Source organism: Nocardiopsis sp. N85, from assembly GCF_028882275.1.
Lineage (GTDB): Bacteria > Actinomycetota > Actinomycetes > Streptosporangiales > Streptosporangiaceae > Nocardiopsis > Nocardiopsis lambiniae.
Genome location: NZ_JARBUT010000001.1, coordinates 221,654 through 244,283 on the forward strand (window position 1 = coordinate 221,654; position 22,630 = coordinate 244,283).

General features: G+C 70.1%; 16 protein-coding genes and 1 pseudogene. 9 read left to right on the forward strand and 8 right to left on the reverse strand.

Annotated features, from left to right (window positions below; all coding sequences use genetic code 11):
• Nucleotides 1-61: 61 nt before the first annotated feature.
• From PWG71_RS00915 to PWG71_RS00935, 5 genes are all read right to left on the reverse strand, one after another.
• Nucleotides 62-538, reverse strand: coding sequence for a cob(I)yrinic acid a,c-diamide adenosyltransferase (locus PWG71_RS00915; protein ID WP_274808096.1), 477 nt, complete (start codon nt 536-538; stop codon nt 62-64).
• Complete coding sequence (locus tag PWG71_RS00920; protein WP_274807518.1) at nt 522-1,694, reverse strand: ABC transporter ATP-binding protein; 1,173 nt, start codon at nt 1,692-1,694, stop codon at nt 522-524. Before PWG71_RS00920 ends, PWG71_RS00915 begins: the two co-directional genes overlap by 17 nt.
• The gene (locus tag PWG71_RS00925) at nt 1,691-3,436 is read right to left on the reverse strand and encodes an ABC transporter permease (protein WP_274807519.1); all 1,746 of its coding nucleotides are present in this window, start codon (nt 3,434-3,436) and stop codon (nt 1,691-1,693) included. The genes PWG71_RS00920 and PWG71_RS00925 overlap by 4 nt, the downstream gene beginning before the upstream one ends.
• The gene (locus PWG71_RS00930; protein WP_274807520.1) at nt 3,433-4,515 is read right to left on the reverse strand and encodes an ABC transporter substrate-binding protein; all 1,083 of its coding nucleotides are present in this window, start codon (nt 4,513-4,515) and stop codon (nt 3,433-3,435) included. The genes PWG71_RS00925 and PWG71_RS00930 overlap by 4 nt, the downstream gene beginning before the upstream one ends.
• A gap of 285 nt (nt 4,516-4,800) precedes the next feature.
• A complete protein-coding gene (locus PWG71_RS00935; protein ID WP_274807521.1) occupies nt 4,801-5,847 on the reverse strand; it encodes an AraC family transcriptional regulator in 1,047 nt (348 codons plus the stop codon).
• A gap of 107 nt (nt 5,848-5,954) precedes the next feature.
• Here PWG71_RS00935 and PWG71_RS00940 point away from each other — a divergent pair, with 107 nt between their 5' ends.
• Entirely contained in the window at nt 5,955-6,440 is a 486-nt protein-coding gene (locus PWG71_RS00940) for a hypothetical protein (RefSeq protein ID WP_274807522.1), read from the forward strand.
• A gap of 521 nt (nt 6,441-6,961) precedes the next feature.
• On the opposite strand, the gene PWG71_RS00945 is transcribed toward PWG71_RS00940, so the two are convergent.
• The 3 genes from PWG71_RS00945 to PWG71_RS00955 form a co-directional block, all read right to left on the reverse strand.
• Nucleotides 6,962-10,624, reverse strand: a complete 3,663-nt coding sequence (locus tag PWG71_RS00945; protein ID WP_274807523.1) for a YhaN family protein — start codon at nt 10,622-10,624, stop codon at nt 6,962-6,964.
• Complete coding sequence (locus PWG71_RS00950) at nt 10,621-11,865, reverse strand: metallophosphoesterase family protein (RefSeq protein ID WP_274807524.1); 1,245 nt, start codon at nt 11,863-11,865, stop codon at nt 10,621-10,623. The genes PWG71_RS00945 and PWG71_RS00950 overlap by 4 nt, the downstream gene beginning before the upstream one ends.
• A gap of 136 nt (nt 11,866-12,001) precedes the next feature.
• Nucleotides 12,002-12,229 (reverse strand): hypothetical protein, encoded by a 228-nt coding sequence (locus PWG71_RS00955; protein ID WP_274807525.1) that lies wholly within the window; start codon nt 12,227-12,229, stop codon nt 12,002-12,004.
• Nucleotides 12,230-12,595: 366 nt separating this feature from the next.
• Between PWG71_RS00955 and PWG71_RS00960 the strand changes: the two genes are divergently transcribed.
• From PWG71_RS00960 to PWG71_RS00995, 8 genes and pseudogenes are all read left to right on the forward strand, one after another.
• Complete coding sequence (locus PWG71_RS00960) at nt 12,596-14,029, forward strand: plasmid pRiA4b ORF-3 family protein (RefSeq protein WP_274807526.1); 1,434 nt, start codon at nt 12,596-12,598, stop codon at nt 14,027-14,029.
• Nucleotides 14,030-14,166: 137 nt separating this feature from the next.
• The gene (locus PWG71_RS00965; protein ID WP_274808097.1) at nt 14,167-14,640 is read left to right on the forward strand and encodes an NUDIX hydrolase; all 474 of its coding nucleotides are present in this window, start codon (nt 14,167-14,169) and stop codon (nt 14,638-14,640) included.
• A 458-nt stretch (nt 14,641-15,098) separates the two neighbouring features.
• On the forward strand, nt 15,099-15,995 hold the full coding sequence (locus PWG71_RS00970) for a hypothetical protein (RefSeq protein ID WP_274807527.1): 897 nt from the start codon (nt 15,099-15,101) through the stop codon (nt 15,993-15,995).
• A 987-nt stretch (nt 15,996-16,982) separates the two neighbouring features.
• Nucleotides 16,983-17,363 carry a DUF6507 family protein gene (locus PWG71_RS00975; RefSeq protein WP_274807528.1) on the forward strand — a complete coding sequence of 127 codons (381 nt, stop codon included), beginning with the start codon at nt 16,983-16,985 and terminating at the stop codon, nt 17,361-17,363.
• 74 nt (nt 17,364-17,437) lie between these two features.
• Nucleotides 17,438-20,896, forward strand: coding sequence for a DNA/RNA non-specific endonuclease (locus PWG71_RS00980; protein ID WP_274807529.1), 3,459 nt, complete (start codon nt 17,438-17,440; stop codon nt 20,894-20,896).
• A 41-nt stretch (nt 20,897-20,937) separates the two neighbouring features.
• Entirely contained in the window at nt 20,938-21,342 is a 405-nt protein-coding gene (locus PWG71_RS00985) for an immunity protein YezG family protein (protein ID WP_274807530.1), read from the forward strand.
• A gap of 233 nt (nt 21,343-21,575) precedes the next feature.
• Nucleotides 21,576-21,815, forward strand: a pseudogene (locus PWG71_RS00990) (hypothetical protein); the annotation flags it as partial.
• A gap of 145 nt (nt 21,816-21,960) precedes the next feature.
• Nucleotides 21,961-22,431 (forward strand): hypothetical protein, encoded by a 471-nt coding sequence (locus PWG71_RS00995; protein WP_274807531.1) that lies wholly within the window; start codon nt 21,961-21,963, stop codon nt 22,429-22,431.
• The last annotated feature ends 199 nt before the right edge of the window (nt 22,432-22,630 follow it).

The window sequence follows — 22,630 nt, forward strand, 5'->3', positions numbered from 1 at the left end:
TCGGCAGGGCCGCGGCGGTTCCGGGCCCTGGGGTTTCGGGTGAAGTGGGGGAGGGGCCCCGTCAGGGGTCGAGGATGCCCTTCTTGGACTCGTGCTTGACGAGTGTGAAACCGGTGATGGTGTCGGCCACCGCGCACAGCGGTTCGGGGGCCTCGCGTCCGGTGAGGATGACGCTCGTGAGGGGGTGCCGGCCGCGGATCTCCTCGGCGACCGTGGCGGCCTCCAACCATCCGTGCTCGACGGCGTGGGTGATCTCGTCGAGGACGACGAGCCCCGGCGGATCGGAGCGCAGGGATTCCACGGCCGCCGCCCACGCCCGGTCGCAGAGCGCGCGCGGGTCCTCCGCCCCCCAGGTGAGACCGGGGGCGAAGACGGGCCAGCGGATACCGGCGGTGGCGCTCACGGCGGCCTCCGCGGCGTTCCAGGCGCCGCCCTTGACGAACTGGACGAACGTGGTCGGCCAGCCGTGGCCGGCGGATCTCACCGCGTACCCCAGGGCGGCCGAGCTCTTGCCCCACCCCTCACCGTTGAAGAGCATCACGATGCCGCTCCTCGGGGCCGCCGACCTGGTTCTGTGTCGCACGCGCCGATCCTAACGGGTGAGGCTCCGCCGCCCCGCCGAAGATGACCGCCCCATCGGGTTCGATCTCCAGACCCACCCGGTCACCGGGCCGCTGTGGGGAGACGGAGTGGAGCAGGACGGTCCCCGCCGAGCCGACCCGCACCCGCACCCGGTGGTGGCGGCCCTCGAAGACGCTCGACACGACCACGGCGGGCAGGGCGTCCGGCCCTTCGCCGAGCCGCACCGCCTCCGGATGCAGGTACGCCGCGGGTCCGCCGCCCCCCACGTCCTCGCCGCAGTCACGGCCGACGAACCGCGATCCCCCCACCGTCGCCACCGCGCGGCCGTCCTCGACGGTGACGGCGTCGGGCTCGATCCGTGAGGAGAAACCGGCCAGGTCGGCCACCCAGCCACTCGCCGGGCGTCCGAAGACCTCCTCGGGGGAGGCGTCCTGGACCGTGCGGCCCTCGTGCAGGACCAGGACCCGGTCGGCCAGGGCGAGGGCCTCGCTCACGTCGTGCGTGACGTACAGGGCCGTGGTGCCCAGGCGGCGCAGCAGGAGGGCGAGTTCCTCGCGCATCTCCCCGCGCAGCTGGGAGTCGAGATTGGACAGCGGCTCGTCGAAGAGCAGCAGCCGGGGACGGGTGGCCAGGGCGCGGGCGATCGCCACCCGCTGTCGCTGGCCACCGGAGAGCTCGGCGGGCCGGCGGTCCTCCAGACCGTCCAGGCGCAGGAACTCCACGAGTTCCGCCACCCGGGAACCGCGCTCTCCCGCCGAGGTCCGGTGCACCCCGTGGCGCAACCCGTAGCCGATGATGTCGCGCACCCGCAGATGCGGCCACAGCGCGTAGTCCTGGAAGACCATCCCCATGTCACGGAACTCGGGGGACACGGTAGAACCGGGTGCCGAGAGGACGCGGTCACCGAGCAGCACCTCCCCCTCCCCGGGCGTCTCCAGCCCGGCGACCAGCCGCAACAGGGTCGACTTGCCGCAACCCGAGGGACCGAGCACGGCGAGGGTCCGGCCCGCCGGGACCGTCGTGTCGACACCGCGCAGCGCCCACGCCCCGGTCCCGTACCGCATACCGAGCCCGCGCAGCCTCAGCGGCGCCGTATGCCGTTGGTCGATCATGCTCCACTCCCGTGGGTAGGGCCGCCGAGGAGCCGGCGGCCGATGACGGATGACACGGCGGCGAGCACCATCACGAGCACCGCGCTGACGACGGCGCCCGCCGTCGCGTAGCCGTACCGGCCACGGTCGTACTCCGCCAGGATCTCGACCGGCAGCGTCGTGAAGGAGGGCGGCGCGAGCATCGTGGTCGCCGCCAGATCGAAGATCCCGGAGGCGAGCACGGCCGCGAAGGCCGAGACGAGCGCCGGTGCGATCAGGGGCGCCAGCACGGTGCGCAGCCGGGTGGGGAAGCGTGCCCCGCTCAGCGCCGCCGCGTTCAGCAGGCTCGCCGGTACCTGCGCGAGGGCTCCCAGTTGCAGGCGCACGGCGATGGGCAGCGCGGTGGCCGTCCCCGCCAGGACGAGCAGTTCCGCCCGTCCGTACAGGCCCAGGCCCACACCCGCGAGGAACGGCTGGTTCCACAGGAAGATGTAGCCGACGGCCAGGACGATGCCCGGGATCGCGAGGGTCACGGTGCCCGCGACATCGATGAGGAAGCGGGCGCGAAAGCCCGTGAAGGTGAGCACCACGCCGATGAGGAACGCCAGGACCGTGGTGACGGAGGCCGCGGCCAGCGCGATCGTCAGCGAGTTGACGATGCCCTCGGACATCCTCGAACCCGCCGAGAAGATGTCCGCGTAGTGCTCCAGCGTGAGGTTGTCCGGCACGGGGCCGCCGTGCAGGGTCCGACTGAAGGAGACCTGGAGGGAGGTGCCCAGGGGCACCCCGAACGTGATCGCCAGGACGAGGGCGGTGAGGCCGGACCAGAGCCACGGGTACCGCGCGGGCGGCGGCGGGACCCGGGTGGCCGCTCCGGTGAGGAAGTCATAGCGCGAGCCGCGCAGGATCCGGATGTAGAGCAGGATCGCCGCGCCGATGATGGCCACCAGGTAGAACGACAGGACCCCGCCGAGCTCGAAGCTGACCGGGCTCTGGCGCACCGAGGCGTAGATCGAGTACGGCAGCGTCGGGTAGGAGTAGGCCGCGGAGAGCGCGGCGGGCAGTCCGAAGTCACCGAGCACGTCGACGAAGACCAGGATGGCCCCGGAGGCCACGGCCGGGGTCAGCAGCGGGATCCGCACCGTGCGCAGGACCGTCCACGGGCGCGCCCCCGCCAGGGCGGCGGCCTGCCGGTAGGAGCCGTCGTCCCAGTGCAGGGCCGCCGACGTGGCCAGGTAGGCGAACGGGTACTTGATGAGGCTCGTGATGACCACGAGTCCGGCCGGCGAGAAGACGAGGGACGACGGATCCACCCCCAGGGTGCCCACCGCCACCCCGCTCGGCGACGCGAAGAGCACCCAGCCCTGGGCCAGCACGAAGGACGGGCTCACCAGGAGGGCCCAGGCGGCCACGTCGAGCAGCCGCGCCCCGGGGAAGGCGACCGTGTGGCGCAGCAGGGCCAGCCCCGTCCCGAGCGCGCCGCCGAGCAGCATCGCGCCGGTGGCCAGGGTCAGCGAGTTCACCAGGCTCGTCTGCCACAGCGGTCGCCGCGCGATCTCGCCCAGGAGTTCCGGCCGCACGCTCCAGTCACGGGCCAGACCCAGGCCGGGGGCCACCCCCTGGGCGAGGACGAACAGCAGGGGCGCCCCGACGAGGACGAACAGGACGGCGAGGATGAACCAGCCCAGGGCGTTCTCCGGGGAGACGCGCCGCGTCGGTCGGGGACCGGCCTTCGCCCGCCGACGCTCCAGGAGGGGCGTCACCGGCCCTGGACCGACCGCTCGGCGAACCAGTTCTTGACGTCCGCCTCGTTCTCGGCGGCGAAGACCGCGTCGGTGATGAGCAGCTCCCCGTCCTCGGGACGGGTCTCCGGCAGGCTCGACGTGTCCGTCCCCGACACGAGCGGGCTGATGATCCCGTCGTCACCGCCCTCGGCCATGAGGTGGCCCATGGCCTCCGGGGTGAGCAGCCAGTCCACGAGTTTCTGCGCCGCGCAGGGGCGCGGGGTCCGCTCGCTGATGGCCGCCGCCCGGACCACACCCGGGGCGCCCTCCTCCGGCCACACGAAGTCGACGGGTTCGCCGGAGTCGATGAGGCCGTACACGTTCTGCTCCTGGAGCGCGGCCACCGGGACCTCGCCGGAGGCCAGGGCCTGTCCCACCGGGCCGTTCTTCTCGTAGGTGTTGAGACCGTTGTCGATCAGCGTCCCGAAGTAGTCCTCCGCCTCATCGCGGCCGAGGTCCTGGAAGAACCAGGAGACGATCGGGTAGGCCGGCGCCGCGACGGCGGGATCGGCCATGCCGATCGGCGCGTAGGCGGGATCCGCCAGGTCGGACCAGCGGCCCGGCGCCTCGTCCGGGTCGATCCGGTCGGTGTTGTAGGCGATGACGGCGGCCGCGTGTCGGCTGATCGGCACCCAGGACCCGTCCTCCGGGGCCAGGGCCGCGCCGTCCTCGTCGAGGTTGCCCAGGTTCTCCAGCGGGTGACCGCTCAGCAGGGCGCCCTGTTCACGCAGCGACTCCAGGCTGCCGTGGCCGTCGAGGACGACCACGTCCCACTGCGGGTTGTTGGCCTCCGCCGCGATCCGGGCGAGGATCTCGCCACCGCCCAGGTCGGCGATCTCGGTGGTGACACCGGTGTCCGCCGTGAAACGGTCGCTGAGGGTGGAGCCCCAGGGGTTGAGGTAGACGCGCAGGGCTCCGTCCTCCACGGCGCACTCGGAGGAGGGGAGCAGGTCGGCGCCGTTCGTCTCGGCGGCCTGCCCGCCCGGGGCGCAGGCGCTCAGGCCGAGCGCGAGGAGGCCGGCCAGGGTGGCGGCGGCGGTGCGTTCGGTGTGGGACATGGTGGTGGTTCCTCTCGGGGGATGACCGTCCGGCACGCCTCACCTTGGCCGACGGTCCTGAACGGAACGCCCGCGCCGACCGTCCCCCGTACGAGTCCGAGGCGACGATCCGACGACGTCCCGTGCCTGCGAGGAGGATCCGGCGGCCCGTGGTTCACCCGTTGTTCATCCTCGTGCGCGGCCTCCGGCGGGAAGGGGCCCACTGCTCCCGGCCCGGGGACCGGCCGGGGCGCGGCCAGGGAGCGGGAGAGGGTGGCGAGGGCGCGCCGGTCGCGACGGGACGGCTCAGGCGGGGGGACGCCGAGCGGCCGACGCCGCACCCGCCACGCCCTCCCGGAACCGTCCGGGCGGCTGCCCCGTCCAGCGCCGGAACGTCCGCGAGAAGGAGGCGGCGTCCGAGAACCCCACGAGGTAGGCGACCTCGCCCACGGAGGTCCGGCCCGCCCGCAGGTAGGCGATCGCGAGGTCGCGGCGCACGTCGTCGACGACCTGACGAAAACCGGTCCCCTCCGCGCGCAGCCGGCGGGACAACGTCGAGCGGCTGCAATGAAGCCGGGCCGCCACCGCGTCCGCGCCGAGATCCCCCTCGTGCACCACCGTGCGCACGACCTCCTCGACCCGCTCACGGAAGCTCTCCGGCGGCGGACGCCGGGCCAGCAGCGCGTCCCCCTTCTCCCGCAGGACGCCGAAGACGTAGCGGGGGTGCCGCGCCACCGGCCAGGAACCCACCTCGGGGTGGAGTTCGATCTCGGTCCGCCGGGCACCGAACCGGACCGGACACCCCAGCACGCGCTCGTACTCGGCCGCGCACTCCGGCGTCCCACGGGTGAGGCGCACGCGCAGTACGTGGGGACGGTCCAGGAACCGCCGTGGACCGCAGACCAGACGTGCGACCGCTTCCTCGGACAGCTCGGTGCCGGGTCCCACGGGCCGGTGCTCGACCAGCAGCAGACGGTCCCCGAGGCGTTCGAGCTCGAATCGCGGACCGCCGTCACCCGCGTCGATCTCAAGCGCGAGACGTCCGTACCGCTGGAGCTGCCGCAGGGCGGCGGCCATATCGGGGGCGGCCTCCATGACCAGACCCACGATCGACACGTCGGCCATCGCGACCTCGGCCCCGTAGTGGAGCGCCAGGGCGTCGTCGTCGAGGGCGACGCGTGCGGCGCGCACGAGTTCCAGGTAGCGCGGCAACGGGACGCGCGCGTCCGGGTCGCGCAGCCGCTCACGGGACAGACCCGAGGCCGTGGCGAGCGCGTCCGCGTCGGCACCGTGCCGCTCGGCGTAGGTGAACAGCCCGGCGACGAGACCGGCCGCGATCGTGGCCCGCTGCACCTCGCTCCTCCTCGCGACGGGGCCCGGGAGAACCCTGACCCGCAGGATCAGGGATCCTGACACCGCAGATCATTCCGGCCCCGGAGCGCGGTGACAAGACTGGCCGCATGAACGCTTCCACCACGTCGGCGACGGCCGACACGATCACGCCCCTGCGCCGCAACCTGCTGCGCGCCTGTCACCTGCTCCTGGTGGTCGGGCTCGGACTCACCGCCTGGCCGCGCCTGCTGACGTCCGGGCTCGACCGTCCCGTCATCGACGGGGCCTTCGACGCCGTGCTGTGCGCCCTGCAACTCCTCGCGATCGCCGGGCTCTTCGCACCGGTGCGGATGGTCGCCCTGCTCGTGTTCGAGGTGCTGTGGAAGGCGATCTGGGTGCTCGTGGTCGCGGTGCCGCTGTGGTCGCGTGACGCCCTGACCCCGGAGGTCACCGAGACGCTGTTCGCCTGCGCCTTCGCGGTCCCGTTCGTCGTCATCATCCCCTGGCGCGCCCTGGTCGGCGACCTGATCCGACGCCGCGAGCCCTGGCGCGGGGCACCGGCCGAGACCGGCGTACCGGGCGAGCGGTGGATCCCACGTCGGAGGAGAGGGTGACCCGGCCGAAGGATCGGTGACACGTCGTCCGGGCGGCGGGACGGGTCGGTGATCCCCACCGAGGCCGCGGTGCCGCTCGGTGCCCCGCGCCGCCCCGGCCTCGGCCCGGCGTCCTCGGACCTTTTCCGCCGACCAGAGCGGGCGCGGTAGCGATCGGAGGCGCGGTCGGTGCACGCCCGCGTGCATCCCCCCTCGGGGCATGAGTGACGGGATGGGCGGTGTGCGCCCACCGGGTGGTTCCGCTGGTGGCGGCCGGAAGCCGGGACGTGCCCGGCGAGGTCGCCGCCGTCCTGAACGGCCTGGGGCGGCGGGTCGGGGACGGCCGTCTTCCGATGGACCCCTCGACCGCCTGGGACGCCATGCACGAGGCGTGGGTGGTGTTCACGGCCGGTCCAGGGCCTCTCCCGGCCGGGGCACCGTGCCGACCGCGCGGGGCAGGGCGTTCGCCCGCGCGACACTGCGGCACGGGCGCTGAAGCGCCCCCGAACGGCGAGAACGCGCCGCTCGGGGGCCGGGCACCGTCACCCCCGGCAGTCCGGGCAGCGGACGGGGGGACGTCCTCGCCCGGTGTGGGTGAACGGCTCTTCGCAGCTCTTGCAGATCCGTTCCCCCGACCCCCCGGGAGCACGGCGTCCGGACACCTCCTCGGAGGCCGCCTCCGGAAGGGCGGCCCCGTCCGCCCCGCCGCGCGCCGCAGGCGTGTACCGGAGCAGTTCGTGCACGTGGGCCCGGCCCGACGGCAGGGACCGCTCGGCCAGGTCGGCGAGGTGGGCGTGGTGGGTGAACACCACCACCTGAAAGCGGTCGGACATCCCGTCCAGGACCTGTAGCGCCGCCGCACCGCGCTCGTCGTCGAAGGTCATGAACACGTCGTCCACGATGAACGGCATGGTCTGCCCGGCCTCGGCGTAGTGGTCCAGGGAGGCCAGCCGCAGCGCCAGGTACAGCTGGTCGGCGGTGCCCTCGCTCAGCCCCCCGATGTTCACGGTGTCCCCGTTGCGGCGCTCCACCCGCAGGACGTTGACGCCGTTCTCGTCCAGGTCCGGCCGCAGGCGGGGGAACTCCCCCAGGGTCAGGAACGCGAACAACTCCTCGGCCCTGCGCAGGACCGGGTCCTGGCTGTGCTTGCGGTACTCCTCCATCCGGTCCAGCAGCATCCGCCGGGCGAGCGTCACCTTGACGTACTCCTCGGCCTGGTCGGCGATCCGCTCCGTGAGGGCGGCCTCCTCCTCGGCCAGTCGGGCCGCTTCGGCGGTGCCGTCGATCCGGGCCAGGGCGTTGCGCGCGTCGGCGTGCCGGACGGTGGCCCGGTCGCGCCGCCCCCGCACCTCCGCCAGGTCCCGCGTGGCCTGTTCGACACGGCCCGCGATCTCGGCGTCGGTGAGGTGCCGCGCCCGCTCCTCCAGGGCCTCGACCTCGCCGTGCTCGGCGAGCTGTTCCTCGGCCTGGCGGACGCGGTCGCGCGCCTTCTCCGCCTCGCGGGCCCGGGAGACCGCCTCGCGCAGCCCGGCCGGGGCGTCGACACCGTTCTCGGCCAGCAGGGCGTCCAACCTCTCCCGTGCCGCGTCCCGTGCCGCGCGAGACCGGACGAGTGCGGCCTCATCCGCCGCGACGGTGTCCGCCAGCTCCTCGCGCTTCTTGGCGGTGGCGGCGTTCGCCTCCGCCTCGCGGTGAAGCTCCTCCAGAGCCAGGACGCGCTCGGTGCGCTCCGGCGACGGCACACGGCCGCACGTGTCGAAGACCGCGGCCAGGCGCAGGTCGAACTCCGCGATCCGCTGCCTCGCCCGGTCGGCCTCGTGTTCCTCCGTGAGGGCCTGGTCCCACACCGCGGCGGCGTCCTTCAGCAGGTCCAGGCCGGCGCGCACCTCCTCGGGGTCCGCGCCGGGGGCGAACCCCGCGGCGGTGGCGGCCCCGTCCCACTCCCGGGACCACGCGGCCTCCTCTTCCTCCGCCCGTTCCCGCTCGCCGAGCGCCTTCTCCAGATCCTTCTCCGCTGCCCCGACCAGGGCCTGCGCGGTCGCATTCTTCTGCGCGACCTGTTGGCGGCGGTCGATCTCCTCCTGGGCCAGGGCCTTCAACTGCGGAAGGACCACGACGGCGGCGGCCCCGGTCCGCGGCCGCACGTCCAGGGGCTCCACCGGGGCGTCCGCGTCGGTGAGCAGGTCGACGAGCTGCCCCGTCAGGGTCAGGGCCGACTCTTCCAGCACCGCCAGCGACCGCCGCCGCTCGTCGCGCTCGCCGTGCAGCGCGCGAAACTCGTCCAGGCGGTCCAAGACGGCCCCGGCCTCGTTCGGGGCGGGCGCGGGGACTCCGACGGCGGGCCACATCGCCTCCCATTCCCGCTCCAGCTCCGTTCCCCGGGTGGTGAGGGCGTCGAGGTCCTCACCGCGCTCGCACAGGTCCTGCTCCAGTTCGCGGACCTTGTTCTCCAGGGTCAGGCGGTCGGCGACCGCCTTCGCGGAGTCGCGGAGCCGGTCCGCGAGCCGGTCCGCCTTCACCAAAGCGCTCTGGAAGTCCAGGGCGAGCCCGTTCTCGGCGTCCCCCTCCCGGATCCGCCGCCACAGCCCGTCCCGCTCCTGCCGGGCGCGCTGGAGTTCACCGACGGTGGGAGGGTCCTCCTGGGCGCGCAGCGATTCCAGTTTCCCCCGGGCACGGCTCAGCTCCCGGCTCGCCTTGGTGAGTGCCGACTCGGCGTTCTCCACCTCGGCGGTGTGCCGGGTCGACCGGTCCCGGTGGGCGGAGACCCCCGCCTTGTCTGGCACGGCGGCGGACAGCAGGTCCCCCACCGCGGCTTCGGCCTCCCGGCCGAATTCCGCCACCAGGGCGTCGAACCGCGCCGCCGCCTTCGCCTCCTCGGCGTACGCCCGTTCCAGGTCCGCGACGAGGGCGGAGGGGAACTCCGCGACCACGCTCGCCAGCGCGTCCCCCTCCACACCCTCGGGGAGGTCCGCGAGGTCGGCACGGGCACGGTCCAGCGCCCGCGCCTGGTCGTGGGCCTGGCGGCGAGCGTCGTCGACCCGGGTTCGCAGGCCGGGGTGGGCCCTGGCCAGTTCGACGAGGCGTTCGGCGGTCGGTTCGGCCACCCGCGGGACACCGGAGTCGTCAAGGTCCGCGCCGGGGCGGACACTCCGCAGCAGCCGCTCGGCCCGGGCCCGATGCTCCCCGGCCCGCCGGGTGCGCTCGGTCAGCTCCAGTGCCGCTTCCTCGACCGCCTCCACGGACCGGACCAGGGCGTCGGCGTCCTCCCGCACCCTCGACAGCCGTTCGTCGACGTGCAGTTCCGCCAGCTCGCGGAGGTGCGCCGCCAGCGACTCCTCCTCCCGCTCGCGCTGCTGTTCACCCAGGTCGAGGTCTTTCTCCAACCCGTCCAGAAGCTCCCCGGCGTGCGCGTCGGCCAACGGGCCCCGGGAGGTGATCTCCGCAAGGTCGTCCAAGGCCCGGCGCCGGGTGCGCAGGGAGGGCAGCGCCGACTTCAGGGACTTCCAGTGGTGATACGCGGCCTCTTTCTCCTTGAGCCGGTCGTCCTCCTCCCAGAAGACCTTCTCCTCGTTTCGCACGGCGTCCTGGAGGCGCAGGAACTCCTCGGTCGCCGTCGACGCCCGGGTGCGCTCGGCGGCGATCCTCTTGTACTCGCTCAGCGCGGTGTTCAGCAGTCGAACGGAGCCGGTGCGCAGGTACAGCTCCCGCTGACGCTCCTCCAGGGCCTTGAGGACGGCCGCCGTGTCCTGTCCGGACCGGGCCGAGTACAGGGCCTGGCCGATGTCCCCCTCACCCCGGATCAGGTTCTTTCCGCCCCGTTGGAGTTCGGCGAGGGTCAGCGCGAAGACGGTGGTGAAGACCTCCTCGGTGACGCCGTTGAGGAACCCCAGCAGCTCCCCCTCGGAGACGGGGGTCCCGTCGGGTGCGGTCAGCGGGTTCCTGTTCCGCTTGTGCCGGACGACCTCCAGGGTCTCGCCGGAACCGTTGCCCAGCGCCGCGCCCAGTCTCAGCTTGGACATACCGTGCAGGAAACCGAACGGCGTCCTGTGCGGTATGCCGTAGAGCAGCGACCGCAGGGCGGCCAGCGCGGACGTCTTCCCGGCCTCGTTGGGCCCGTAGACCAGGTGGACTCCGGGGCCCGACAGGTTCAGGGACAGGTCGGTGAACGGGCCGAAGGCGGTCAGGTCCAGGTGTTCGATCCTCATCGGGACTCCTCCAGCATCGCCACCAGCAGGTCCGCCGCGCCGCCGGCCATGCGCTCGGCCCACCCGTCCTCCTCGAAGGACGTGCGGACCTCGGCCGGGAGCCTTCCCCGGAGGCCGGCGCCGGCGAGGACCTCCCGCACCCGCTCGGGGTCGTCGGCCAGCCGCGCGGCCTCCTCGCGCACGTCCGCGACGAGCCCGGCGAACTGCTCGGAGGCGACCCGCTCGCGCGGGCGCGAGGTGTCGACGCGGACCTTCTCGATCCACACCGACGGGTAGTCCTGACTGAGCCCCCGGACCTCGGCGGTGAACTCCTCCCGCCGGGTGAGCAGGGCCGAGTGCGCCTCGCCGGCGCCGACGGCGACCACCCGCACCGCGTCCACGCGGCCGTCCACGGCGTGGTCGGTCACTCGGCGCTGCAAATCCCGCTCGACCAGGTGGCAGGCGTCGTCCAGGTCGAGTGCGCCGGTCATGTCCACCCGCACCTCGTGCCAGCGCGCGGCGGTGTCCAGGTCGCGGTGCTCCAGACCCTCGACCGCCCCCGCGCCGTCCACCGTGATCAGGGTGCAGCCCTTGTCGCCGGTCTCACCGGCGTGCCGCCCCTGGGTGTTGCCGGGGAAGACCACGTGCACGCCGTCCCCGTGCACGACCTCGCGCTTGTGGATGTGGCCCAGCGCCCAGTAGTCGTAGCCGTGGTCGACGAGCTGTTCCAGGTTGCACGGGGCGTAGCGGTCGTGTCCGGGACGGCCGTTCAGCGAGGTGTGCAGCAGACCCACGTTGAACAACCCCGGAGCCGCCGGACGGTACCCCGCGGCCAGGTCGTCGGTCACCTTCGCCTGGGCGAAGCTCTGCCCGTGCACCGCCAGCCCCAGGTCCTCGTGGACGGAGCTACCGGCCTTCTCGGACGGGAAGAGGTGCACGTTGTCGGGAAGCGTCAGCTTCATGGTCATCTTGTTCTCGGCGTCGTGGTTGCCGGAGATCATGAAGACCCGGATGTCGGCCTCGCGCAGTCGGCGCATCTGCTTCGTGAAGTACAGGCCGGTGTTGACGTCCCGCCACGACCCGTCGTAGATGTCCCCGGCCAGCAGGACCGCGGTGACCCCTTCCTCCAGGGCCAGGTCGACGAGGTTGTCCACGGCGGTGCGGGTGGCGTTGCGCAGGTGCTCGGCGGGGGCGCCGGGGTAGCGGTCCAGGCCGCGCAGGGGGCTGTCGATGTGCAGGTCCGCGGCGTGCAGGAGTTTCACGAGGGGTCTCCTCCTCAGGGGGCGGATTACAGGGTTTCACAGGGGCCACTGCGTCCACTCCGTTTTCCCCGAATCGCAGGTGCCTTCGGGTGGTGTTCCGGCCCCGCCGAGGAGGCGGGTCCGGAACGGTTCCGTGTCAGGCGACGTCGCCGACGGAGTGGACGGTCTCGCGCACGTGGTCGTCCGACTCCTCCCGGTCGCTGAGCGTCAGTTCGACCTGGAGGTGGGAGTCCTCCTCGGGCGGGGCGCAGCCATGGCCGGCGGTGGCGGTGCGGCCCTTCTCGCCGACCTGGCGGTGGACGGAGAGGTGGGTGAGGTCGACGGGGCTGCCGGTGGCGTTGCCGAACCGGACGTCGAAGTACACGTACGGGGAGTTCTCCGGCAGGTCCCACTCGCCGGTGACGCGGCGCTCGACACCGACGGCCCGGACGGTGAGCCCGTCGAGGAGAGAGATCGCTTCCAGGACCCCGGCTACCTGCTCACTCCAGCGGGCGAACCCGAGGGGATCGGTCTCGGCGGGCCCGACAGGACTTCATCGCTCGGAGGTGGCGCAGGGCGCACTTGAGGGCCGGAGCGATCATGGTGCCTCTTCCGAGCGGTACGAGATCCCTCCCCTCAGCCCGTGCGTCTCCAGGGTCGGCGGCGAGCGTGGGCGTTCCTCACGAAGGGCGTCCCCACGAGTCGGCCGAACGCCCCGCACGGCCCGCACCCGGCCGGTAACGTCACGGCCATGTACGCTTCCACCACACCGACCCTGTTCCCCCAGCGCGGCGAGCCCGTCCTCTACACGGTCCGGGCCGAACTCGTCCACACCTCGCCCCCGCTGTGGCGGCGCGTGGAACTCGCCTCCGACCTGTACCTGGACGATGTGCACGACGTCCTCCAGACCGTGTTCGGCTGGGACGACGGCCACCTGCACAAGTTCGGCAGGGGAGGCAAGCGCTTCTACGACCGGAACACGGCGCACTTCCTGTCCCCCTACGACGTGGACGAGGGCCAGCGAGGACTCGCCGAGCAGCAGGTCAGGCTCGACGAGGTCCTGGAACACGAGGGCGACCGGCTCCTCTACCTGTACGACTTCGGCGACGACTGGGAACTGTCCCTCACCCTCCGGGGCATCGCTCCGCTGACGGCGGACACACCCAGGGCGCGGTGTGTGGACGGGCGACGCCCGTCACCCGTGGACGACTCCGGCGGTCCGTTCCAGTACGAGTTCTGGGAGGCGGTCAACGACCCCGGGCACCCGGAGCACGCCGAGGCGGTGGCCGAATACCGCGCCGAGTTCGGGGAGGACGACGACCCCTCTTATCGGGCGCCGAAGCCGTTCGACAGGGACAAGGTGAACGAGGGGCTGCGACGGCTGTTCCCCGAGCCCGGCCCGGCCGGGGAGGAGCGGCGGTCTTCCGGGGAGAACGCGGGAGCGCGCCTTCCGGGCCCGGTCGCCGATCTCCTCATCGACGCCGCCTACGCCGGACCGGAGGCCGAGAGGCTGCTGTCCGCCCTGGTCGACCGTGCCGGGCTGGACACGTCGGCGGAGGTCGACGAGGACACCGCCCGCCGTATGGTCGCGCCCTACGCCTGGCTGCTCGACCGCGCGGGTACCGAAGGACTGCCGCTCACCCAGGCGGGATACCTCAAGCCCGCTGACGTGGAGGCCGCCGCCGACGTGCTCGGCCTGCGCGGCGACTGGATCGGCAAGCTCAACCGCGAGGACCAGACCGCGCCCGTCCGCGTGTTCCGTGAGACGGCCCAGCGGATGAAGCTGCTGCGCCGCTACCGGGGGAGACTCATGCGGACCCCGGCCGGGCGGAAGACGGGCGGGGACCCGGTCGCCCTGTGGACTCACCTTGCGGAGAGGATGCCCGCGGACGAGGGCAGGGCCGCCTACAGTCACGGCGGACTGTTGTCACTGCTCGCATTGGCCGGGGGAGACGGCGACGTCCTCGCGACCACGGGCCGGGCCCTGACCGCACTGGGGTGGCGGGACCACTCCGCCACGGACAGGGCCCTGTCTCCCGGGGCGGTGTTCGGCCTGTGCGGTGACTCCCACTCCGTGCTCACCTTCCTCGGGGCGTTGACGGGGCGGGGCATGGATGCTCGTCCGACGCCTGAGGGGAGGCTGTTCGCCCGCGCCGCGCTCCGGAACTGGCCCCGAGAGGGGTGAGTACCATCGGCGGGGTCCGAAGCCGGTGCATGCCGAAGCCTTCGATGAACAGTGAAGACGGTGAAGACGAGGACGAGAAGCCCGCTGCCCGGACGGAGCCCTCGGACATGGCACGTCGAAACCGAGAACCGGTGGTCATGAAGGACATCGTCAAACGGAGTGCCCGCGCGCTCCTCTTCGACGGCGAAGGGCGACTGGTGCTCATCAAACGCACCAGGCCCGGCCAGGAGCCGTATTGGACCACTGCCGGAGGAGGAATCGAACCGGAGGACGAAAGCGTCGAGGCGGCTCTGCGGCGTGAGGTGTCCGAAGAGCTCGGCGGCCGGATCGAACGGGTCCGACAGGTCCTCCTCCTCACCGAGGAGGTGCCCGGCGGTGTCAGGCTCCAGTACGTCTTCGTCGCCCGGCTGGTCTCGATGGACCTCTCCGCCCGCACGGGACCGGAGTTCGACGACCCCGGGCGGGGAACCTACGACGTGGTCCGCGTTCCCGCCACGCGCGATGCCCTGGCCACCGTCCGGCTCCTGCCGCCGTCGCTCGCGGAATTCGTCCGGGACGATCTCCACGGCCTGGTCGCCCTTCTGGAACACGAGGACGGAAGGACGTCATGAGGCCGGTACTCCAGGGCCGACGCATCCTCGGGGCAGCCCGGGGCACCATGGCGGTTGCGATTCGTGCGCTGCGGTGAGGAGCGGCAGGTGAGGACGGAGACGGTGATCCGCATGTGCTGGAGTCCCGTTTTCCCTGGAAGTCGTGATGTCTCGATTTCGCAGGTCGGTTCCTGGAGAATGACGCTATGAGCCCTGCGCGCTCGCCCCGTGCCGACCATCTCAGCGCGATGGTGCGACGCCTGCCGCCGACGGGTGCGCCGGTCGTTGAGGGGGGTACGTCGGTGGTCTCCTTCGGGGACGCGCAGCGCGCCGTGGTTGCGACACTGGGCATCAACCCCGGTAAAAGGGAGTTCCTCAACGCGGGGGGCGCTGTTGCGTGGGGAGCAGCGCCGGCTGGCCACACTGGAGTCGATCCAAGCCCAGCGGCTCGATCGCCTCGATGACGACCAGGTGGCCGCGTGCTCGCCGATTGTGCCGGCTACTTTCACCGCAATCCGTACAACACCTGGTTCGAGCCTTTGAACGAGCTTCTGCAAAGCGCAGTGGGTGACGGCTACGGGAACGGGACGGCCTGCCACCTCGACCTCGTCCAGTGGGCCACTGACCCGGTCTGGGGCGGCATTTCCGACCCGAAAGCGCGTCGAGCCCTGTTGATCGAGGGTGTCCGGTACCTGCACGCCCAGTTGGAGCACAGCCGGGTGCGGCTCGTCCTTCTCAACGGTCGAGGCGTCATCGACCAGCTCAGCGACCAACCCTTCGGGTCATTGTCCCTGACGGAGGTGGGCCTCATCCCCATGGGTCGCACAACCTGCGCCCTTGTGCGCGGTACCGACGCCGGTATCACCTTTCTCGGCTGGTCGACGAACCTGCGGAGTAGCTTCGGTGTCCCCAAGACCTTCAAGGCGGAACTCGCCGACTGGCTCCGTAACCATCTCGCGGATACCGACTTCGAACCGCTGGCCAACCAGCGGCGGTCGGCGGTCGACCTCACCTCGGACGGGTTTCTGTCATCGGGCTTGGTCCTGGACGCGGGACACGAGCTCTTCCAGACCCTCTCAGGCCGGCTGGCCCAATCTGAGCAGGCGACGATCGGCGATGTTGATTCCTACGGCGGACGGCCACACGTACGGATCCGTCTCAAAGGCCTGGATGCCGTCCTCAACGCGGACACCACTCGATCCGCTGTGCGAGATCACCTCAGTCTTGTCGACCGCCATGGCTCCGAGATGTCCTGGCGGGTCGTGGCTAACAAGCGTGGTCGGATCAACAAAGTTCTTCCCGCGCCCGCTGGCGAGACGATCCGCGGCTGGTACTGCTATCCGGTGACCTCGCTCGATGCCCCCCGGAGGCTGTGAGTACGCGGAGACGTCAGCGTATGCCGGCGCACCTGCGGGAACTGGATCCAGGGGGCGGTGCATGTCGGGGCGGGGGTGCACAGGCGTGCACCCCCGCCGCATCGGTGAGTGACGGGATGGGCGGTGCGCACTCAACCGGTGGAAAATCGGGGCCGTGCACCCGCCGGTGCACCCCCGGACACGCGAAAGCCCCTGACCTCTGCGCGTTCGCGCTGTTCAGGGGCTCAAGCCTCTGGGGTGAGTGACGGGAATCGGATCACCCAGCGTCAGCCCGCCGACCTGCCCGAACCCGAGAACCCACAGGCCCTGACGCTGCCCGTCACCCCGTTGCCCCCGGCTCCCGGTTCTCCCGCGTTGCACCAGCCCCCGTCCACCCTCCGGGTGCATCACCTCCGCCGCCCTGGTGCACCCTCACGGGTGCGTCAGAGCCCCGAAATTCTCACGTTCCGGCTGAGAACGCACACCCCCGGCCCCGGCTGGTCGGCCAGGTCATGACCGGATAGGGCACATGGATCCGGACAAGGCAACCGAGTTCCATGGCATCACGACAGGACCGCCGTGCGCACGGCCCCGGTCACCCTCTGTCCCCACCGTTCGGCATAATACGCCTGAAGAGGCAACAGGAATCACTTATCGCGGTGAAATGCGCAGAAGGGGTGAACGGGTGAGATCCGGCCTGATGGAACGGGGTTCCGGTGACGAAGAGAAGCTCGTCCCGAAGCCCTTGCGCCGACAGGGGGCCGCTCTCCGCACGACCCGGCCGCGTGGTCCGGCCGTTTGTCGGACCGAGCGGCCCCGAGGTGGCGCAAACCCCCTGAAAAGTAACCTGACCAGGCCCTTCGGTCCACTTCGCCCGTTGCCGTTCCGTGCGGTGACGGCTCCCGTTCCTGCACAACGGGAAATGGCCGGAATCGGTCACGTCGATGGTCCACGAACGTTCGGAGGATTTCACACCGAGCGGTTCTCGGGAGTAAGGAAGGGAGTCCGATGAGTTCGTGGGATATCGATCCCGCGCGGGTCGGCGGTGTGTTGGAGGCGACCTTGGGCCATCTGGGCGATGAGGAGGGCACCGGCGGGCTGACCCGGGAGCTGTCCCAGCTGGAGACCCATCTGGGCAACGCCGTGGAGGAATGCGGTAGCGGCATCGTCTCCGATGCCCTGGGACGGTTCGCCGAGCACTACTTCGGCGTGCTCGGCGACATGGCCGGTACCACCCTGCGGGCGGTCGAGGGAGCCTATGAGGCCACCACCCACTACATGGAGGGGAACCTGGAGATGGCCGCCGAGGCCCAGGCCAACGCCGCCAAGGAACCGGCCACCGAGGCCACCCCGAGCGCGGGTTCGGGCCACCAACCCCTCTACCACTGACCCCGCCGGCCCCCGCCCCGCTCCCGGACCCCGAGCACCCGACCCCACCCCCACACCCCCTGGAGCGGTGACCTGTGGGCACAGCACCCTTCGACCCGAGCACGTTCTTCGTCCCCGCCACCGACCCGGACCGCCTGGAGTACACCGCCGGCGATCTCAAGGGCGATGGCGCCGACATCGTCGAGGGCGCGGCCGACATCCACACCGCCTGGGCGGGACTGTCCTCCTGCTACAGCGCCCCCGAGGCCGAGCTCCTGTTCTCGGCGGTGGACGCGGTCCCCGAGGACGCCGGGGAGGTGGACGGCGCCCTGGGCACGGCGGCCACCGCGTTGACCACCTTCGCCGAACGCGCCCGCGAGCTCCGTCGTCAGGCGTGGGCGTTGCAAGGGGACGCGCGCCGCTTCAACGCGCGGGTCGCCGACGACGAGGACTGGGCCAAGGGCACCCTGCTGGGGCAGGAGAGCGAGGAGTACACCGAGTACTCGCGGATCAACTCCGAGAAGATCCGCATCCAGAACGACTTCATGGCCGCCGAGGCCGAGTGCGCCAACGCCATCGTCGCGCTGTTCAGCGCACGCCGGTACACGGCCGTGAACCCGGACGGGTCCACCCGGCTGCGCGGGGGTGAGATCGCCTACGGGTTCACCGAGATCACCGAGGAGCTGGAGAACGCCTGGGGCGAACCCGAGGTCGGTGTCGACCACTACTGGTTCTGGGACGTCCAGCACGCGGCCTGGGACTTCGGCGGCGGGATCCTGGAGAACGCCGGCGGCATGGTCGGGATGCACGGGGCCGGGGGGTGGGACTTCGAGTGGGGGACCAACGTCGAGGCCCACTGGTGGGGTGTGGTCCAGGGCGCGGGCGCCGCGGTGGGGTTGTACGACGCCGAGATCGACCACTGGGGGTTCCAGAGCTGGGAGCGCAGCCGCGAGATCGCGTGGGACACGGCGGTGGAGGCGGCGCACGCCATCGTGCCGTGGCAGGAGTGGGAGGAGCGGCCCGCGTACGTGATCACGACCGCGCTGCTCAACGTGGGCACGATCGCGGCGGGTGTGGCGCTGTCCTCGACCGGTGTGGGGGCGGTGGTGGGGGTGCCGCTGCTGGCCTACAAGGGGTTGAAGATCCTGGACGGGCTCGGCGGTGGTCACAACGGTCTCACCGGCGCCGTGCGGGAACTGATCGACAACGCGGCCTCCGGACGCCACGGGGGCTCGGGGGGTTCGGGTGGTGGTTCCGGCCAGGCCACCCCGGTGATCTCCGTGGACGAGGACACGCTGCGGGCGTTCGGGTTCGACCCGGAGAAGCTGCGGGCGCTGATCACCGGGTTGGAGGCCCTGCGCGATCAGGACCCCCGGTCCCCCTCGGGTGACGGCGCGGCCGATGCGGAGCGGCCCGCTGATCCGACCGCCGCCGAGTTGGCCGCGGGCCAGGGGTTCCTCGACGGTATCGATCCGCGCTCCCGTAGCGGTCTGGAGGAAGGGCTGCGCGAGGAACAGGGCCTCTGGGTCACCGGGCAGGTACCCGATGACGTGTCCTCGGTCAACGACACCCCGGTGCAGCGCTACGAGACCGACCCGCCCCGCATCGAGGCCCAGGACGGCCGGCGGGTCGAGGTCGACAGCGCGGGCAACGAGATCACCGCCCACCACGACACAACCATCACCAACAGCATCGGTAGTGGCGGCGGCTCCCCGGACACCCCCAACGGCGGCACCATTACCGTGGACCCCGACTCCGGCCCCGGCTCCAGGCCCGGACATGGTCGCACCAGTATCAGTACAGGCGGAGATGGAGGCGGACTGCCGAACGGTCCGGGCACTCCGGAGCAGCAACCACCGGAGTACGTCCAGAGATCCGGCGGAATCGCCGATGTGGGTAACCCCCGGGCCAACATGGAAGCCGGGGATGGGTTCTATGACTCCGATAACCACCGCGTCGATTTGGGATATCGGGACGAGACCGGTACCTATTTCGATGGTGAGGGTAACCGCTATGTCGACGTCCCACAGAACGCCTGGGCACTGAAGCAGTACGGTGAAATCCGCGCTAACGACGGCGACGTCGACCATATCTCCGAGAACACCGGCTTGAACCGGGACGTGATCTACGAGGTCAAGCAGCACCTGTTCCTCCGCGAGCATGTCGATGTTCCCTCTCCGCCGGACGGGCGTCAGCGAACGGGTCGCTTCGCGCCGGTGGAACAAGTCGCCGAGCTGTGGCGCAAGGCGGAGACGGGCACTTTGAACGCCTCCGAGAGCGCTGCCTTCCGCAACCTGGTCGCACACGAGTACGTCAAGGCCCGTCTGATGGAAGAGGGTGTGCCGTACCGCTCTCGCGATCCTCAACTGTGGAACAACGATCAGTACGAAGGGACCTCCGAGAGGAACGGCGCGGACGACATCTCGCCTTGGGGGGACCCTGAAGCCGATGGCGGATTCGAGCTGTGGGAGAACTGGGGGATCCCCGAGCCCGAGTCAGGTTTTAGAACGGGTGACGACCTGTCCGGTCTGGACAGGGTCGCTGAGAGCGCATTGAACTGGTGGCGAGAACGCAATCCCTATAACGGTGCTGCGCACCGTCCTTCGTACGAGCACACGCAGACGATCGATGTGGGAGACTCCCGTTATCCTGGAGAAAGACAGCGGTTCGGGACAGGCGAGGATGGGGAGGAGGTCAAGCTCGACCCACACACCCTGTACCGGGTGGAGGGGAGAGGCGTTTTCATCACAGACGCCGATGGCCGCATCGTCCATGTTGAAACGCGGTCCTCATCGAGTGCCGATGGAAATCCCGAGCTCGTCTACCCCAGGCCGAACGCGATGTACTACGTTGACCATCCGAAGACGGGTGGGCAGTTCGTCTATGGGACGGATGACAAGTCCAGGACGATCTCCATCGAGGGCGAGCTCAGGACGGGAAGGGAGTCGAGGAACAACGAACAGACACCCATCGGCCATGAGGGCAGGAACTACTTCAGCGAGTACAACAAGCGCGATGACACGGAATATAAATATGATGAAGCCAGTTGGCAGGGCGGACACCTGGTCGCGAGCAACATGTTCGGTGGTCCCGGTGAGAGGATCAACATCATCCCGATGCTCAAGTCCTTGAACCACCCTGGCCAGAGTCGGGATTTCTACGAGAACTGGGGTCGTCTTGAATATCTTTGGAACGGGATCCTCAAGAAAGACGAAGGGACTCTCGGTAGGGCTTATAACACAGCTTACGCGGAGCGGCAGCCGGGAGGGAAGCCAGCCCTCACAGCTCCTTGGTTGAGTCTCGCCGGGGAAGACCCCCGAATCACATTTCGCATGGAAGTTGAATATGACGACAGCCTTCCAGAATATGAAAGGCACGAATATCAGCACCGCTCAGATCTAACCAGCCACGCCAGAAATTACGAGAGAAATCGCCCCGCAGGGATGAATTACTTTGGGGCTCCGCCTGCGAGAATTGTGATAGACTGGCGCCTTAATGGAATTGACCAAGCGAAGCTGCGGTACGATAATCACCCTAGTCGGACCTTAAGATAAAAGAAAGAGAGCCGATGGATCCAATTCGACAGCAGGAGCTCGTGCGCGAGATCGCCCATGATCTTGTTCAGGCTGCCCCACGCGGCTGGAGTTCGATGAGCTACAGGTTTGAGTACATCGGGCGCGTTTCGGCAAGTGAGAACCTCGTGACCTTTGAAAGTGGAGAGACGGTGAGGAAGCGGCATCCAAATTCTCTAGACAATAAAGCTGAAAATCTCAAGGTTGACATGTACCAGGAGGGCAAGGGGACGTGGCTTGCCATGTCGGTCAATGTAACGAAGCCTGGTAAGTTCAAGGTCGATTTCTACTACGATAAAGAATTGGGGGTTCACCCGCTCCCCGCATCTCCGGGTAGTTATGCTTTCGAGCTGGAGAAGTTTCCCCGGGATCCCGACGCCATTTCTGATTGGATTCGAGAGCGGATTGGTCAAGTGCGGGAGGAGTAGAGTTCCAGGGTGCATTCCAGAGGTGATCGTGCATGGGTTTCCTGGCCCTTTTTTGGGCTTTTCGGGCTAACCAGCGGTCGACCTTTAACTGGTAGAGTTTTGAGCCCTTATTCTGCTTTGGTGCTACTGATATTTGATGTGTGGGTTGACGTCCGAGTGAGCTGGGAAAACCCTCCTCATTGAGCTTCCCCTCTCCTCTCCCCGCACCCCCGCCGAGTACGAGAAACGACGCCTGGTCCACCGTGCACAACCGGTTCCGTCAGTGGCGGGACGCCGGGGTCTTCGAAACCCTTTTGGAGGGGCCGATCGCGACGGCGGCCGAGCGGGGCCGGGTGGACCTGTCGCTGGTCAGCGTGGACTCCACCACCGTGCGGACCCATCACGACGCGGCCGGGATGCACCTGGACGCCACCACGCTCGCCGCCTTGACCAAGGCCTCCGCCCAAGAGGAGAAGACCCGTTCAAAGGCAGGGCTGTTTCAAAGTCGGGATCGTGACTCATCAGTGCTGATCACAGCCCCATAGCGATCCGGTCGAAGCTCCCACCAACGAGCAACGGAGCCCGCTAGAAGATCAGGGACTCTCACATCTCTGACTTCCATTCGAGCAGGTAGCGACGTTGCCTTGGGTTCAGGCCCCCACGCTGGGCACCACCCGGGCCCGCGGCCACGGGCGGGCCGAGACCCGTACCGTCAAGGTCATCGACCTGGCCGGGGCCACCGGTTTTCCGCACGTGGTCCAGGCGGTGCGCGTGCGCCGCTACGTCAGGGAGCTGCGTACCGGGGAAGTGTCGTGGACCGTGGCGTATGCGGTGACCTCGCTAGAGGTCGGGCAGGCCGACGCGGCCCGGATCGGAGCTCTGGTGCGGGGGCACTGGAACATCGAGGCCTGGCACCACGTCAAGGACGTGTCGTTGGGCGAGGACGCCTGCAAGGTCCGCTGCGGGCACGGCCTCGACAACCTGGCCGCGCTACGCGCTCTCGCCTTGGTGTTCTTGGGCCGGTTGGGTCAGGACACGGTGCCCGACGCCATCCGGTGGGTGTCGTATGAGGCGTTCACCCGCCCGCTGGACGTGATCGGGTTGCCGTGACCAGCGCGAACGTTACTGCATGCCGAGAATGAAACAGCCCTGGGGGAGATCGGGTGGGGGCGTCTGTTCCGGTCCGGGCGGCGTGGTGCCGGCGGATCGCGGCGGCCCGGCCCTGGGGGTCTCCTCCTCGGCTCCGGCCCTGAGTCGGTCCGCGTCGAAGAGGAGGAGGGGAGCGATCGCTTCCAAGGCCCGGGCGATC

Coding starts and splice junctions, on each gene's coding strand:
- PWG71_RS00915 (WP_274808096.1), bottom strand. CDS start 538: ATGCTCTTCAACGGTGAGGGGTGGGGCAAGAGCTCGGCCGCCCTGGGG.
- PWG71_RS00920 (WP_274807518.1), bottom strand. CDS start 1,694: ATGATCGACCAACGGCATACGGCGCCGCTGAGGCTGCGCGGGCTCGGT.
- PWG71_RS00930 (WP_274807520.1), bottom strand. CDS start 4,515: ATGTCCCACACCGAACGCACCGCCGCCGCCACCCTGGCCGGCCTCCTC.
- PWG71_RS00940 (WP_274807522.1), top strand. CDS start 5,955: ATGAACGCTTCCACCACGTCGGCGACGGCCGACACGATCACGCCCCTG.
- PWG71_RS00945 (WP_274807523.1), bottom strand. CDS start 10,624: ATGAGGATCGAACACCTGGACCTGACCGCCTTCGGCCCGTTCACCGAC.
- PWG71_RS00960 (WP_274807526.1), top strand. CDS start 12,596: ATGTACGCTTCCACCACACCGACCCTGTTCCCCCAGCGCGGCGAGCCC.
- PWG71_RS00965 (WP_274808097.1), top strand. CDS start 14,167: ATGAAGGACATCGTCAAACGGAGTGCCCGCGCGCTCCTCTTCGACGGC.
- PWG71_RS00975 (WP_274807528.1), top strand. CDS start 16,983: ATGAGTTCGTGGGATATCGATCCCGCGCGGGTCGGCGGTGTGTTGGAG.